The organism is Galenea microaerophila, from assembly GCF_054657255.1.
In genome coordinates this window covers 542,180-557,315 of the sequence record NZ_BAAHWZ010000002.1, presented here as the reverse complement: position 1 = coordinate 557,315, position 15,136 = coordinate 542,180, and the positions used below count along the sequence as shown (strand labels likewise).

Sequence of the window (15,136 nt, the reverse complement as noted above, 5' to 3'; positions counted from 1 at the left end):
TAACGCTGATCACATTTAGGCTTATTCACAAGAATAATCTATACTGATAATATTTTTAGAACTGATCTTTGCCCCCGAAAACTCCGGAAGCATCATTAAAAAAGGCTTAACATCAACTGCAATAATATAGGAATTTATAGGAGATGCACTCCATGGATCCACCGCTACCGCATCAGTATCCACATTGGATTCGCCCAAAACTTGCTTAAGCGCATCCGTCACAAATTGCTTCACCTCATTCGTCTTTAAATCAACCTTTCCTCCAGCACACTGGACCAATGGAAGGACTTCACTTGCATTCTCAGATTGCTGAACAGCCTGATACATCACTTCTTGAGTAGAATCTTGAAGCACCTGAGTTACCTCGAGTGCTTTAATCGAATAATTCGCAGCATCAATAATCGCAATAATCGCAATAACAATAAGGGGCAGTACATAGGCTGCTTCAAGCATTACCGCCCCTTTTTGATTACTCTTAATTGACACTGATTTACTCAACAATTAAACTACTAACCGCCAGTGCCGCCAGTAGTGCCGCCAGTGCCAGTGTCAGTGTCAGTATTAGCATCAGAGATTTTCTCCGCAACACTATCCAACTTACCCTCCAACGCTGTAGAAATAGTACCGCCCTGTCCAAAGTAAGCTGCTGCTATCGCTACCATAGCCGCGACCACTATCGCGTACTCAATCATGGTTGCACCTTTCTGCTTCTTATCAGACTTTTGATTCAAAATATTTTTATACTGAGCTTTATTTAAAGATTTCATTGTCTATCTCCTAATACAATACAATTAAAATAACTGTCATTACTGACGATTCCATTAAAGCAGACACTTAATATCGTCTCAACAATTTATTTCTATATTTGCAACAGAAGTTTTTTATCATTCAATTAATTTTATCTATATCATGACCCGCTAATACATTGAAATGCATAGAGTTTTTTCCTCCAATTATTCTGCAAATCAAACCTTATGCCCTTTTTCACAAATGCTGTCATGCAGATATTTCATAAAAAATTTAATATCAGACATAAAAAAACCAACCCGAAGGTTGGTTTTTAATTATTTTCAATAGATGAAATTCTTTACATCATCTCTAAGTCTTCTGCCATTGACTCAAATCCAGCCAGTGCACACTGTTCATCTACTTTACCCTCAGGCGCACCACTGACCCCAATGGCACCATACAATTTACCGCCCGCTTTGATGGGAACGGATCCTGCCATCATCACCAGCCTTGAATCCGCAAAGGGCAATCCTGTTTTTAAGTTGCCAATCAATTGTGAGCCTTTCACATTGAAATTCACCGCGGTAAACGCTTTTTTATAGCTAATCCCCAAAGAGACGGGAGGCGCTATGGTATCCCGTAATTGCGCTTGAATATTGCCACTTCGATCCACAACCGTCGCACTCACAGAAATCCCTTTTTCACGACAGGCTAAAATCGCGTTCATCGCCATTTTTTGCGCAACTTCCATACTCAACCGAGGGATCGTAACCGCCAGATCTGATTCCGTATCCTCAGCCTGAACCCCACCCAAAGGCATCACTCCTATCAATGCGACACCTAGCCAATTCTTTAATCTCATTTTCATCACCTTCTCCTCTTGTTTGTATAAATACGTTTTAAAAGGGCTTTGTAACCAATCGATTTATCAACAGATCTCATACAATACCCTTACTCATTACTATGTCATAAAAAAGTCATATAAACAAATTTTTAAGCACTGTATAATAAATGCATAATCACATATACAAATATCAACTCAAAGGAAACCCTCATGAAAAAAGTCTTAGTTCTCTGTACTGGAAACTCCTGCCGTTCTATTTTAGCGGAAGGTTTGATTAATCAACAGCTTGAAGGGGTAAAAGCCTATTCAGCTGGTAGCAACCCCTCAGGTCGCGTTAACCCAAATGCGAAAAAAGTTCTTGAAGAGATCGGGGCTTGGGATGACCATTACCACTCTAAGACCATTGAGGAAGCGGAAAAAGAAGCCGGTGGCCACTTTGATCTTGTGGTCACCGTTTGTGATAACGCCAAACAGTCTTGTCCTATTTTTCCAGGGGATGTTAAAACTATTCATGTCGGCTTTGAAGATCCTGATGGAAAGCCTTATGAAGCTTTTGTCGCCACTAAAAATGAAATTGAACAGCGTTTATTGCCACGCGTAAAAGAAGAGCTGGGTTTATAAAATCATGTTAGCCGCCCTACTCTTTGTAATCGTTATCACCTTGGTCATTTGGCAACCGAAAGGCTTGCAAATCGGCACCACAGCGGTCATCGGCGCCTTAGTCGCTTATGTATTGGGTATTGTCAGTTTACAGGACGTGATCACCGTGACCGATATTGTCTGGGATGCCACCTTAGCCTTTATTGGGATTGTGTTACTGTCTATGGCTTTAGATGAAATCGGTTTTTTTGAGTGGGCGGCGATTAAGATGGCGCGGCTTTCCAAAGGCAATGGCTATTGGCTATTTTTCAATATCTTAATTCTGGGGGCCATTGTCGCAGCTCTGTTTGCGAATGATGGCGCGGCCTTAATTTTAACTCCTATCTTACTGGCGAAAATGAAGCATCTAAAAATGTCGCCAGTCGCCATCTTTGCTTTCTTAATGGCTGGCGGTTTTATTGGCGATACCGCGTCTAACCCCTTAGTCATTTCTAATCTAACCAATATTGTCTCCGCAGATTATTTTAATATTGGCTTCTGGGAATATGCGCAGCATATGTTTTTACCCAACTTAGTCGCCATTATCGCCTCCATTATTGTGCTCTTTCTTTTCTTTCGCAAACAGATCCCTGCGCGCGTGGATATTACACAGCTCCCAGAAGCGAGCAGTGTGATTAAAAACCCAGCCCTGTTTAAATTTAGCTGGTTCTTCCTAGCGCTTTTGCTCGTAGGCTATTTTGTAGGCGATATTTACCATCTCCCTATTTCCGTGTTCGCTTTAGGCGGCGCTCTCCTTTTTATCGCCATTGCCGCCCCCACTGGCGCCATTCAACCTAAAGTTATTTTTAAAACCGCTCCTTGGCAAGTGGTGTGGTTTTCCATCGGGCTTTATGTTGTCGTCTTTGGACTGAAAAATGCAGGTTTAACGGAAATGGTTGGAACCTTTATCGCTTCTTTTGCGGTCTATGGCGAGCAGGCTCTAACCCTTGCCACCGGTTTAACTTCTGCAGTGCTCAGTGCGATTATGAATAATATGCCCACAATTATGATTATGGATTTGGCTGTGGACCATATTCAACGTCCAGATCTTGTTTACGCTAATATTATCGGTGCGAATTTAGGCCCTAAAATAACGCCTATCGGCTCCTTAGCCACCCTTTTATGGCTACATGTTTTAGCACAAAAAGGCGTCACCATTACTTGGGGGCAATATATGAAAGTGGGCATCATTATTACACCGCCCGTTTTAATTGCCTCGCTTTTGGCACTTTAAATCTGATCTTCAGGGCATCCTTTAACTCTCTATTCATCTTTAAAAAGAGCTTTGCACAAGCAGGACGCAAGATATAAAATGAGATTACATTTTTAGCCATGTAGCCCGCTCGTAAAGGGCGCCCGAAAATCCCTTTTCCACCCAAAACCACAGAGAGCCATTATGAACTTTACCATCTTCACCCTGATTCTGATTGTTGCCATTCTGTTTATTCTCTATAAAGCCGTCAAAATTGTGCCTCAATCTGAGCTCGTGGTCATTGAACGGCTGGGGAAATACCACCGTACGCTTGATGCAGGGCTCAACTTTATTCTTCCATTTATTGACCAAGTTCGCTCCAGCTTTACCACTCAAGAACAGGTGATTGATATCCCCCCACAAAGAGTTTTCACCAAGGACAATGTCTCCATTACCATTAACGGACTGGTTTTTCTACGTATTAATGATGCGCGCAAAGCCACCTATGAAATCCAAGACCTGAAGTCTGCCATTGCCCAGCTGGCACAAACCACACTCCGTGCAGAGATTGGTAAACTAGATCTAGATGAGACCCTCTCCTCTCGAGAACAACTTAACGCGGCTTTGTTGCAAGCCTTAGACAGTGCTTCAGCCAACTGGGGCGCTAAGGTCACACGGGTGGAGATTTCAGACATTTCTGTGCCTGAAGAGGTCAAAGAAGCGATGGAACTGCAACTGCGTGCCGAACGAGAAAGACGCGCCACTGAGACCAAAGCGGAAGGGGAAAAGAACGCCACCATTGCTGAAGCGGAAGGTGCTCGCCAAAAAGCGTTTAAGGAAGCGGAAGCCATTGAGCGGATGGCGGATGCCAAACGCTATGAACAGATTCAAATCTCAGAAGGTGAGCAAAAAGCGATGATGTTGATCAATGAAGCGATGCAGAACAATCCTCAGGCTGCAGAGTTCTTACTGGCTAAAGATCGAATTAAGGCGCTTGAAGGCATTGCCGCCAGCGACTCGGCCAATAAGGTCATCCTGCCATATGAAGCCAGTGAATTAATCGGCTCGCTCTCCGCTTTAACCTCGATTCTAGACAAGGGTCAATAAGATGGAAAACGCCTCTGCGATTCTTCCCGCTTTTGCCAACTGGCAAATACTCACTTTAGGGGTGATTCTCATCACGCTAGAGGTCACACTGCTTAACTTTTTTATACTGCTCTGGTTCGGTATTGCCGCATTGATCATAGGGGCCATTGGTTTCTTCTACCCCTTTACTCATGGAGAATACCAACTGCTGGCGATTGCCATTTTAGGCACCCTGCTGTTACTCGCTTTCCGAAAAAAATTGTTGGAAAGCCAACGCCGTGAACAACTGCCATTAGAGACTTTTGAAGCGGGAGAAACGGGTACTGTCGTCCAGCATAAAGATGAATTCAAAGATCCGATTTGGATGATTGAATACCACGGCAGCTGGTGGCGCATTGCCAACCCTTCGGACCACCTGAAAGTAGGGCAAATCGTCAAGGTAAAAAAGGTGGAAAACAATCAAGTTTGGATCGAAGAAGAATAAAGGCTTTTGCCTTTATGGCGCAAACACCTGATCCAATCCTTCACACAAAAGATGGTTAATAAAGTTATGCGCCTCTTGAATACGTGCGGTTTCTTGTGAAGGGACATGAATGACCAGGTCACAAATTTCATCTAGCTCGGTGATCGCTTCGCCAGCCAAAGCAAGGGTGGCGCAGCCTTTGGCTTTTGCCGCTCGCATGGCTTGAATCACATTGGCACTTTTACCTGAAGTCGTCATGCCGATTAATAGATCATCCGCTTGCGCCAAACCCTCCACCTGACGCGCAAAAACCGACTCAAAATCGTAATCATTGGGATGCGCTGTCAAGATTGAAGTATCCGTCGTTAAAGCAATAGAGGCCAGAGGCCGGCGATCTGCCTGATAGCGCACCATCAGTTCTGCCGCCATATGTTGGGCATCTGCGGCACTGCCGCCATTGCCACACCACAAGACCTTACCGCCTTGTTGTAAACAGTCAACCACCATCTGCGCTGCCTGATGAATGGCTTTAGCTTGGGTGTTGACGACCGACAGGGCTTGTTGATGCGCTTTTACGGCGCGCGTGATATCCAGTTCTACCGCTTGTGAACTCATGCCTGACACTCCTGTTCTGCTTGCTCAGCCTGCTGAATACGCTCTACCATTTTCGTGGTGGAGTAGCCTTCCCAAAATGAGAGCACTTCAACTTCACCGCCATTGTCCCATACACACTGAGCCCCTGCGATCTCGTCTGGACGGTAGTCCCCGCCCTTAACCAACACATCGGGCTTGAGCTCACAAATCAAACGCTCCGGCGTCTGTTCACTGAATGGCAATACCCAATCGACACAACTTAAGGCCGACAAAAGCTCCATGCGACTCTCTAAAGGCACAATGGGACGACTCTCTCCTTTCAACTGTTTCACCGATTCATCGGAATTCACGGCAACAATGAGTCGATCTCCACGCTTGGCCGCTTCATTTAAATAGCGCACATGGCCGCTATGCAGCAGGTCAAAGCACCCATTGGTAAAGACGACGCGCTCGCCTTTTTCTTGTGCCAATTTGACCAACTGTTTGACCTCCTCTTCATTCATCGCCACATACCCTTGATGACGATGTTTCGCTTTTAGCTGTTCATCCAGCTCCGCTTTTGTCACGGTGGAAGTCCCGACCTTGCGCACCACGATACTGGCCGCTTCATTGGCCAAATCCGTGGCTTTTTCCAATGGGAATCCAGCAGCAAAAGCCGTCGCCAAGGTCGCCATCACTGTATCCCCAGCCCCCGTTACATCAAATACCTCTTGTGCTTGCGACTTTAATAGATAAGGCGCTGCTGCCCTTTGCACCAAGGCCATTCCATGTTCACTGCGCGTCACCAGTAGGCCTTCCAGCTGCACCTGCTCAATCAGTTGCGCGGCCTTCTCCAACAAAATATCTGTACTGTCACAAGCCCCCACAATCTGTTCAAATTCTCCTTGATTAGGCTTAATCAAGGTAGCGCCGGCATAACGACTGAAGTCATCCCCTTTGGGATCAATTAATACGGGCACGCCAACCGCTTTGGCCTCTGCAATCATCTCTTCCACAAATTGCAGTGCCCCTTTGGCGTAATCGGATATCACCAATGCTTGATACTCGGCAATTTTCGATTTGACCAATGTCACCAAACGTTGTGCATCTTCCGCAGGAACCGGGTTTTCAAAATCCATACGAATCAACTGCTGATGATGACTCAAAACACGCAATTTACAGATGGTGCCGCACGCACTTTTAATCCAATCGGTCTGCACACCGGCTTGCTGTAAGATGGCTTCTAAGTCTTCACCATAATGATCCTCACCGATCACCCCCAAAAGATGGGCTTGCCCCCCAAGCGCCGCAATATTCAGGGCCACATTGGCAGCACCCCCAGCACGTCGTTCTTCTTCCGCGACTTTGACCACCGGTACGGGCGCTTCCGGCGAAATTCGATGCGCTTGACCATTCCAATACTGGTCCAACATCACATCCCCTACCACCAGTACCTTGGCCTGACTCAATTTTTCTAAATTAAATTGTTGCATTGCGTTCATCTAAAACCTTTAAAATATCTACTTCAATATTAAACCCTAAACATAAGAGGCGCCCTAGCCCTGCATTTTAAAGAGCCTCTTATCAAAACAGAAACATTAATTTATTATTTTATTAAATGTCAAAAGGATATCTCGATCAATGCGTCATATGACACGCCTGTTTATCGCACTTTTCTGCCTAATCAGCTTGCAACCGGCCAAGGCGCAAAACGCCACTGAAGACACCTTAATGAATTTAGCCATTCAGGGCACCCTGCTCACCCTAATTGGCAGCAGTATTTGGGGGGAAAACCCTTTTCGCGAAAGTTTACACCTTAAACCCCAATGGGGCGTGGGATTCCAACAGGGCGCTGATCACTCCGTTAGCCTGACTCAAATACAGCTTGTTCGACCTTTTAAAAACGCCCTTTACACAGGCAAACAATGGGATCTAACCGCGCACTGGGAGTTTGATGCCGGTTACTGGTCCTCGAGCAAAAAGCACCCAAAAAATGAAGACGGTTATTTTTTCGGTGCCACCCCCGTATTTCAATACACTTGGCTCGGTTGGAATATCCATCCCTATATTGAAGTGGGTGCGGGAGTCAAATATTTAGACAATATCACCATTGAAAACAATTATAAAAGCACCCAGTTTCAATTTGGGGATATTTTTGGCGTCGGCATTGGCAATGCGCATTATCACATAGGCTATCGTTACCTGCATATTTCGAATGCCAATATCGAGCTCCCCAACCCAGGGAATAACTTTCAAACCTTTCATATCCAGTATTTATTCTAGGAGCCCTTTATGAGTCACTATCAAACCATTGCCCAACGTGTTTTTGAGATTGAAGCGCAAGCCATTGCCCATCTTTCTGAGCAGCTGGATTCACAGTTTGACCAGAGCGTTGAAGCCATTCTCAATACCCAAGGACGCGTCGTCATTTGCGGCATGGGCAAATCCGGTTTGATTGGTAAAAAAATTGTGGCAACCTTGGCCAGCACCGGTACCCCTTGCTTTTTTATGCACCCCGGTGAAGCCTTTCACGGTGATTTGGGCATGGTCACGCCCGAAGATATTTTTGTTGCCATTTCCAACTCAGGCGAGACCGAAGAGGTGATCAAATTAATTCCTTTTTTAAAAGACAATGGCAATACGATCATTGCCATGACGGGTCGTCCAGAGTCCACCTTGGCACAAAATGCGAATTTCCATCTCAATATTGCCGTCCCGCAAGAGGCGTGCCCCCACCAATTAGCGCCCACCTCCTCTACCACGGCCACTTTGGTGATGGGGGATGCTTTGGCGGTCGCGTTAATGGAAGCGCGTCAATTTCAACCACAAGATTTTGCACGCTTTCATCCTGGCGGCAGCCTAGGGCGCAAACTGCTCACTCGAGTTAAACATGAGATGCGCAGTCAAAATCTGCCGTTTATTGAATCGAACACCCCGATGAAAGAGGTCATTCACACCATGAGTGAAGGGCGACTGGGCCTCTGTATTGTGGATCAGGGCAAAGGGATTATTACCGATGGCGATTTGCGGCGCCATATGGAGCAGGACGCGATCGGTTTAATGCAAAAAACGGCTGGGGAGATTATGAACCCCAACCCAACCACCATTGATGAAAACACAAAACTGACCGAAGCGGAAGCCTTAATGAATGAGAAAAAAATCACTTCACTGCTGGTGACCAATGCAGATAAGCAAATTGTGGGCGTTATTCAAATTTATGACTTAAATCAATAACGGCTTAAAATGAACCGCTGGCTCTATTCCCTACTGCTGATATTTGCTTTCCCGATTTTTCTCTATTCAGCGTGGAAACGGTGTCGCAAATCCGCCAATCAGCTCGAGCCGATTCCGCACTGTTTTAAAAGTCGTTGGGGGTTCAACCCGACTGACTTTCAAAAAGGGGGCATCTGGATTCATGCGGTTTCAGTGGGCGAAACGCGCTCGACCTTCCCCTTGCTCGAAGCGCTTAAAGCCCAATATCCTGATCTACCCATTACGCTGACCAGCGGCTCCACACAAGGTGCGATTCAAGCGCGACAATTTGCACCCGTTGCAGTGCAACATCAGATGATCCCTTATGACTATGGTTGGGCAGTTAAACGCTTTTTACGTCAGCTTGAACCCAAACTGGTCATTATTATTGAAACCGAAATTTGGCCCAATCTCTTTCAAGCCTGCCATGATTTGCACATTCCACTCGTGCTCGCCAATGTCCGCTTGAAAGAGCGTTCATTTAAAGCCTACCAAAAATGGGGAGGGAGCCTGATTCCACAAGCCCTCAATCAAGCGACCTTAATTGGCGCACAATTTCCCATTGATGCAGAACGATTGATGCAACTTGGCGCCAAGCCTGAAAAAGTCAAAGTGTGGGGCAATTTAAAATTTGATCTTTCCCTGCCCGATACACTGCAAACAGAAGCCAACCGCTGGCGACATCAGGAGGCGGCTGATCGCTTTATTTGGGTGGCTGCCAGCACCCACGCAGGGACAACACCGCATGAAGAAAATGAAGAATCTCTTGTTCTACAAACCCATCAGCAGCTGCTGCAACAGCGGCCAGACGCCCTATTAATTTTAGTGCCGCGCCATGCAGAGCGGTTTGCGACGGTTGCCCAATTGTGTCGACAAAGTGGGCTCAAGACTGCGATTCGTTCCCAAAACCAACCGATTGAAGCCGATACCCAGGTCTATCTTGCCGATACGGTTGGGGAGCTGATGCTCTGGTTTGCCGCCAGTGATGCTGCCTTTATTGGCGGCAGTTTGGTTAATTTTGGTGGCCACAATATTTTAGAGCCTGCTGCCTTGAATAAACCGATTCTTTCTGGCCCCCACTTTCAGAACTTGCAAGCGCTGTATGAAACGTTTATCCACCAAGATGCGCTGCTGATTGCAGAGAGTGCGCAAGCCTTAGGGGAACAACTGATGACCCTCGCACAGAGCCCCGATTTTGCACGCAGCTATGCCGAAAAAGCACACCAAGCCTTTTTATCCCAAACCGGTGCACTGTCTCGACTGCTCAACGCCATTCAGCCCTTTCTAGAGGCGGAAAACAGACAGAAAATCAACGAAAAAAGCCAAAATTCCCAGTCCTGATAAAAGCTTAACTCTGCAGGACTGGGGATTTTGGCTTTTTGTTCGTTCAATGCGTTAAATAAAAATTGCTATCGCTAACTTTCTTGCTGAATAAACGCTTCTTCCACTTTTTGTGTCTGGGAAGAGGGCTGTTCTTTTTCAGGACTCCGCTGCTCAATTGGAATATAACAGAGCTTACCGGCCCCAGTATAGATCTGCGTCGGCCGGAAAATTTTGTTGTTCTGCAACTGTTCACGCCAATGCGCCATCCAACCAGCGGAGCGCGCCACAGCAAAAATGGGGGTAAAGAGTTCGGGCTCAAAACCCATCTCTTTATAGAGAATCCCCGAATAGAAATCAACATTCGGATACACCCCTTTATACGCCAACAGCTCTTCACACACTTTTTCCACTTCTACAGCAATTTCAAACAGAGGGCTGAGTTGACCTTTTTTATTCTTAAGAATATTTTCTGAAAGTTTCTGCAGTATGGTGGCGCGTGGATCTTTCGTTTTATATTCACGATGCCCCATCCCCCAAATAACCTTTTTCTCTTTGAGTCGCTGTTCAATATAGGGGCGCACATTTTTCACCGAACCAATCTCTTCTAACATCTGGATCACCATCTGATTGGCACCGCCATGCAATGGACCCGACAAGGAGGCAATTGCCGCTGAAATGACCGAGCAAGGATTGGCCAGTGTAGACCCCACCACCATAGTGGTAAAAGTTGACGCATTAATGGTATGCTCCGCATGCAAAATCAGACAGGCATCCAACAATCGCGCCCAATCTGGGTCTGGCTCTTCACCGGTCACCATATACAAAAAGTTCTCTGCATAGGTGAGATCTTTACGCGGTTCAATCGGATCATAACCTTTACGCATATGTTCCCACTGGGCCACCAGTGTGCCCATATGGGCGATGATTTTCACCGTCACATCATTAATATATTCCTGATTTTCCGATCCACCACTCATATATTCGGTGCTCGGATAAAAGCTGGCCAGACTGGCAACCAACACTTGCAGCATATGCATTGGATGCGTCGTCGCTGGCAAGTTTTTCATAATCTCACGGAGATTGTATTTAACCCTTCGATTCTCACGCAGTTTGCGATCAAACTGGGCTAATTCCTCTTGTGTTGGCAACTCACCAAACAATAACAGCAGAGTTGTTTCTTCAAAGGAGGACTTTTCTGCCAGCTCCATAATGTCATAGCCGCGATAGGTCAAAATCCCTTTCTGACCATCAATATAAGATATTTTAGATTTTGTGGCAGGGACGCCCGCTAAACCAGGAATATATTCCATAACCATCCTTATACGCTAAATGAAGAACCACAACCACAGGTTGTTGAAGCATTGGGGTTTTCAATGACAAATCGCGCCCCTTGTAGATCTTCAAGGTAATCAATCTTGGCACCGACCAAATACTGGAAACTCATCGGATCGATCAACAGCTGTACCCCGTCGGTTTCCACCACGGTATCGTCTTCTGCGACCTCTTCATCAAAGGTAAATCCATACTGAAAACCGGAACAGCCACCCCCTGTGATATACACCCGCAGTTTTAAATTGGGGTTACCTTCATCCTCAATTAAACCTTTTACTTTGGCCGCTGCCGCTTCGGTAAAATTGACCGGCTTAGCAGGCATTGCGCTTTCTGCACTTTCGGTTGATGCTAAATTTGTCTCTGACATGATTTATTCCTTTTAACCCATCACAATGATCTGAATCAAATCATTGTAACAAATTATGGCAACAACGCCACCTGTTGCAGCCCGGTATCTTCTTCCAAATTAAACAGAATATTCATATTCTGCACCGCTTGTCCTGAAGCGCCTTTAACCAAATTATCAATCACCGAAGTCACCACCACACGCTGGCTGCCTTTGGGTTGATACACGGCCATGCGGCACATATTAGAACCTTTCACCATCCGCGTTTCCGGCTGACTGCCTGCTGGCATCACATCCACAAATGGCTCCATCGCATAGGTTTCCTCAAAAATCTCTTGCAACTCCGCTTGTGGCACACTGCGCGTCAATTTTCCGTAGAGCGTCGCTTCAATCCCGCGAATCATCGGCACCAAATGCGGCACAAACGTGAGATTAACATCGGTATTCGCCATCCAAGAGAGTCCCTGTTCGATTTCTGGATGATGACGGTGTCCATTCAGCGCATAAGCCTTAAAACTTTCTGCTGTCTCTGCGGCCAAAGAACCCAACTTCAGCCCACGACCAGCACCACTAATGCCGGACTTCACATCGGCGATCAAATCATCAATATCAATCAAACCATGCTTAATCAGCGGATAAAATCCTAGCTGCACCGCAGTGGGATAACACCCCGGATTGGCAATTACACGCGCTTGCTCAATTTTATCGCGATACAATTCAGGCAGGCCATAGACCACCTCATGCATCAGCTCAGGACTGGCATGCTCCATGCCGTACCAATCTTCCCAAACTTTCAAATTAAAAATGCGGAAATCTGCAGCCAAATCAATCACCTTGACTCCAGCTTCAATCAACTCAGGCGTCATCTGCATTGCGACACCATGCGGCGTGGCAAAAAAGACCACATCACACCGCTTTAATTTTTCCATATCCGGCTTTGTAAACGCCAAATCGTAGTAGCCCCGCAGATTCGGAAACATATCCGCAACCTTCGTGCCCGCATCACCCCGTGAAGTAATCACCACCACCCGAGCATTGGGATGACCCGCCAAAATCCGCAATAGTTCTACACCGGTATAGCCTGTACCGCCCACAATCCCAATTTTAATTTTTTCCATCTCTACCTCAATCTTCACTTGTGTATTAGATTATTTTACCATGCACGGTAATAAAGTCCGCTTTTTACGGTATTATTGAGTGACCATTTATAATTCAAGGAATCAACCGATGGACGTGACCCCCAAGTCGACTTATCTTAATCGCCGCCAGTTTATTCAATACCTTACGGCAGCGGGGCTGATTGGCACGCCCCTGTTGAGCCATGCCTTTTCCGCGCAAAAAAATCCAGCCTATCAGCCCGATTTAAAACTGACCGATCCAGAGCACGCACTGCACTACAATAATTTTTACGAATTCGGCACGCGTAAATCGGATCCTTTCGAATACGCGGCGGAAATGGTTACTGACAACTGGACGCTAACGGTGGAGGGTGAATGCCAACACCCTCAGACCTTCACTCTCGATGAACTGGCAAAACGGTTTCCTTATGAAGAGCGTATTTACCGCTTCCGTTGCGTGGAAGGCTGGTCAATGGTGGTGCCTTGGGATGGATTTCAATTGAGCAAACTGCTTGATACCGTCAAGCCAACGGCTAAAGCAAAATATGTGGAGTTTATCAGTATCCATGACCCCAAGCACCTACGTGGACAGCGTTTTCCCATTCTCAACTGGCCCTATCGCGAAGGTTTACGACTGGATGAAGCCATGCACCCTTTAACGTTGATGACCACTGGCATTTATGGCGAACCTTTACCCAATCAAAATGGTGCGCCCATTCGTTTGGTGGTGCCGTGGAAATATGGATTTAAAAGCGCCAAATCCATTGTCAAAATTCGCTTGGTTGAAACCCAACCCACCAGTAGCTGGATGCAAGCCGCCCCGAATGAGTATGGCTTTTATTCCAATGTAAACCCTCATGTTCCACATCCACGCTGGTCCCAAGCGAAAGAACGCCCCTTAGGCAGCTTCTTTAAAAAACCAACGCGCATGTTCAATGGCTATGAAGATGAAGTCGCTGAACTCTATCAAGGGATGGATTTAAAGAAGTATTTCTAGTATGAAACGAAATCTTTTACTTACCTCTCTCACTCTATTCACACTGTTACCTGCCATGGCGCTTGGCTGGCGGTTTCTTCACGATCAGTTAGGTGCCAATCCAGTTGAGACTTTAGAGCATAGCAGCGGTGACTGGGCGCTTTATCTACTGCTGCTCACCTTAGCCGTGCCGCAGCTGATCAAACTGTTGCCCAAACAGCCGCCTCTGCCCACCTACCTCATTAAACGCACCTTAGGATTGGCGGCTTTTGGCTATGCGACGCTCCATTTAACGGTTTACTTTGTCTTTGACTTGGGATTGGTCTTTTCTGACCTCATTGCCGATTTAATCGAACGCCCCTTTATCCTCGTCGGCATGGTCGCTTGGCTGCTGCTTATCCCATTAGCAGTGACTTCAACCCTTAATTGGCAAAAACGCCTTAAAAAAAGATGGTTCACTCTGCATAAAGCTATTTATTGGGCCACAGGACTGGGTATTTTGCACTTTTTTTTACTTGTCAAAGCCGATATGACTCAACCGACTCTCTTACTGGTCATTTTTTTAGCGCTCATATTGTGGAAGCGTAAAATCATTTAAGATTCATCACCGCTTGCCGATAAAGACTGTATCCTAAAATTGATTTGTGAGCAGCCTATGAGTGACGAACAGTTGTCGGCCAGTATTAAATATTTTTTGCGCCATCTAGAAAAAGAAGCGGAAAAGATTCAAAAGCTCCAAGAAGCTCAACAACCTGAAGATACCATCGATTTCGAAGAAGTTGGACACTTTTTCCGAGTCTTAAAAACGCAAAACATCTTTATTTTTATTGTCGGCATTAATGGCAAAATCGAATCCTCTCCGTTGACCAAGCTTATATTTAGTCTGGGCAAAGTGGTACGTTTTTATTACAGTCTCTCACTGGATTCTGAACAAGCGGGGTTTATCCGCATTCGTTTGAGCGAGGATGAACGCCTGATCTTAATCGAACGTCTGCATGGCTATCGCCCTAAACCCGAAAAAATCTATGCCAGTAAAAATCCCTGTCATGTGATTCGCTTTATCACCCGCTGGATGCTGCGTCGCATTGATTGGAAAAAAACGCGGTTACAAAACTTAGATATTTACAAAGAGTATCTTCACGAAAAAGAAGAAGAACAGAAACAAAAAAAGCAGCTAGAAGCCCAGCATGAAGAAGGCGCCATGCCTGCAAAAAATTATTCAAAAGATCGGCGCAGAAGAGACCGCAAAAAGGTATAAAAACT

The 15,136-nt window shown here is 45.9% G+C and carries 18 protein-coding genes; 10 read left to right on the top strand and 8 right to left on the bottom strand.

Annotated elements, in window-relative coordinates; translation table 11 throughout:
• Positions 1-21: 21 nt before the first annotated feature.
• The 3 genes from ACYQ05_RS08025 to ACYQ05_RS08015 all read right to left on the bottom strand — a co-directional run bounded on the left by ACYQ05_RS08025 (position 22) and on the right by ACYQ05_RS08015 (position 1,597).
• Complete coding sequence (locus tag ACYQ05_RS08025; protein WP_459820013.1) at positions 22-453, bottom strand: hypothetical protein; 432 nt, start codon at positions 451-453, stop codon at positions 22-24.
• Positions 454-509: 56 nt separating this feature from the next.
• Positions 510-767, bottom strand: coding sequence for a Flp family type IVb pilin (locus ACYQ05_RS08020; RefSeq protein WP_459820011.1), 258 nt, complete (start codon positions 765-767; stop codon positions 510-512).
• A 320-nt stretch (positions 768-1,087) separates the two neighbouring features.
• Positions 1,088-1,597: a GlcG/HbpS family heme-binding protein gene (locus ACYQ05_RS08015; protein ID WP_459820009.1), complete on the bottom strand. Its 510-nt coding sequence runs from the start codon at positions 1,595-1,597 to the stop codon at positions 1,088-1,090.
• A gap of 186 nt (positions 1,598-1,783) precedes the next feature.
• Here ACYQ05_RS08015 and ACYQ05_RS08010 point away from each other — a divergent pair, with 186 nt between their 5' ends.
• From ACYQ05_RS08010 to ACYQ05_RS07995, 4 genes are all read left to right on the top strand, one after another.
• Positions 1,784-2,194 carry an arsenate reductase ArsC gene (locus ACYQ05_RS08010; protein WP_459820007.1) on the top strand — a complete coding sequence of 137 codons (411 nt, stop codon included), beginning with the start codon at positions 1,784-1,786 and terminating at the stop codon, positions 2,192-2,194.
• Between the two features lie 4 nt (positions 2,195-2,198).
• The gene (locus tag ACYQ05_RS08005; protein WP_459820005.1) at positions 2,199-3,446 is read left to right on the top strand and encodes an arsenic transporter; all 1,248 of its coding nucleotides are present in this window, start codon (positions 2,199-2,201) and stop codon (positions 3,444-3,446) included.
• Positions 3,447-3,608: 162 nt separating this feature from the next.
• Positions 3,609-4,511: an SPFH domain-containing protein gene (locus ACYQ05_RS08000; RefSeq protein ID WP_459820003.1), complete on the top strand. Its 903-nt coding sequence runs from the start codon at positions 3,609-3,611 to the stop codon at positions 4,509-4,511.
• Position 4,512: 1 nt separating this feature from the next.
• Positions 4,513-4,974: an NfeD family protein gene (locus tag ACYQ05_RS07995; RefSeq protein ID WP_459820001.1), complete on the top strand. Its 462-nt coding sequence runs from the start codon at positions 4,513-4,515 to the stop codon at positions 4,972-4,974.
• A gap of 12 nt (positions 4,975-4,986) precedes the next feature.
• Here the strand turns inward: ACYQ05_RS07995 and ACYQ05_RS07990 are convergent, their stop codons facing one another.
• Together ACYQ05_RS07990 and hldE are read right to left on the bottom strand one after the other, a co-directional pair.
• The gene (locus ACYQ05_RS07990) at positions 4,987-5,568 is read right to left on the bottom strand and encodes a D-sedoheptulose-7-phosphate isomerase (RefSeq protein ID WP_459819999.1); all 582 of its coding nucleotides are present in this window, start codon (positions 5,566-5,568) and stop codon (positions 4,987-4,989) included.
• Entirely contained in the window at positions 5,565-7,028 is a 1,464-nt protein-coding gene (gene hldE, locus ACYQ05_RS07985; protein WP_459819997.1) for a bifunctional D-glycero-beta-D-manno-heptose-7-phosphate kinase/D-glycero-beta-D-manno-heptose 1-phosphate adenylyltransferase HldE, read from the bottom strand. Before hldE ends, ACYQ05_RS07990 begins: the two co-directional genes overlap by 4 nt.
• Positions 7,029-7,167: 139 nt before the next feature.
• On the opposite strand from hldE, the gene ACYQ05_RS07980 reads away from it, so the two are divergent.
• Genes ACYQ05_RS07980 through waaA form a run of 3 tightly spaced genes read left to right on the top strand, consistent with a single transcriptional unit; the run spans position 7,168 to position 10,119 of the window.
• A complete protein-coding gene (locus ACYQ05_RS07980; RefSeq protein WP_459819995.1) occupies positions 7,168-7,809 on the top strand; it encodes an acyloxyacyl hydrolase in 642 nt (213 codons plus the stop codon).
• Positions 7,810-7,818: 9 nt separating this feature from the next.
• The gene (locus ACYQ05_RS07975) at positions 7,819-8,760 is read left to right on the top strand and encodes a KpsF/GutQ family sugar-phosphate isomerase (RefSeq protein ID WP_459819993.1); all 942 of its coding nucleotides are present in this window, start codon (positions 7,819-7,821) and stop codon (positions 8,758-8,760) included.
• 9 nt (positions 8,761-8,769) lie between these two features.
• Positions 8,770-10,119, top strand: a complete 1,350-nt coding sequence (gene waaA / locus ACYQ05_RS07970) for a lipid IV(A) 3-deoxy-D-manno-octulosonic acid transferase (protein ID WP_459819991.1) — start codon at positions 8,770-8,772, stop codon at positions 10,117-10,119.
• Positions 10,120-10,193: 74 nt separating this feature from the next.
• On the opposite strand, the gene ACYQ05_RS07965 is transcribed toward waaA, so the two are convergent.
• The 3 genes from ACYQ05_RS07965 to argC are packed head-to-tail and all read right to left on the bottom strand — an operon-like array spanning position 10,194 to position 12,897.
• Complete coding sequence (locus ACYQ05_RS07965) at positions 10,194-11,411, bottom strand: citrate synthase (RefSeq protein WP_459819990.1); 1,218 nt, start codon at positions 11,409-11,411, stop codon at positions 10,194-10,196.
• A gap of 8 nt (positions 11,412-11,419) precedes the next feature.
• Complete coding sequence (gene erpA, locus ACYQ05_RS07960; protein ID WP_459819988.1) at positions 11,420-11,800, bottom strand: iron-sulfur cluster insertion protein ErpA; 381 nt, start codon at positions 11,798-11,800, stop codon at positions 11,420-11,422.
• Between the two features lie 53 nt (positions 11,801-11,853).
• Positions 11,854-12,897, bottom strand: coding sequence for an N-acetyl-gamma-glutamyl-phosphate reductase (gene argC / locus ACYQ05_RS07955; RefSeq protein ID WP_459819986.1), 1,044 nt, complete (start codon positions 12,895-12,897; stop codon positions 11,854-11,856).
• 109 nt (positions 12,898-13,006) lie between these two features.
• On the opposite strand from argC, the gene msrP reads away from it, so the two are divergent.
• From msrP to ACYQ05_RS07940, 3 genes are read left to right on the top strand one after another with little or no spacing between them, the layout of a single operon-like run.
• A complete protein-coding gene (gene msrP, locus ACYQ05_RS07950) occupies positions 13,007-13,894 on the top strand; it encodes a protein-methionine-sulfoxide reductase catalytic subunit MsrP (protein ID WP_459819984.1) in 888 nt (295 codons plus the stop codon).
• Between the two features lies 1 nt (position 13,895).
• Positions 13,896-14,471, top strand: a complete 576-nt coding sequence (locus tag ACYQ05_RS07945) for a protein-methionine-sulfoxide reductase heme-binding subunit MsrQ (protein ID WP_459819982.1) — start codon at positions 13,896-13,898, stop codon at positions 14,469-14,471.
• Positions 14,472-14,528: 57 nt separating this feature from the next.
• Entirely contained in the window at positions 14,529-15,131 is a 603-nt protein-coding gene (locus ACYQ05_RS07940) for a hypothetical protein (protein WP_459819980.1), read from the top strand.
• Positions 15,132-15,136 lie beyond the last annotated feature (5 nt).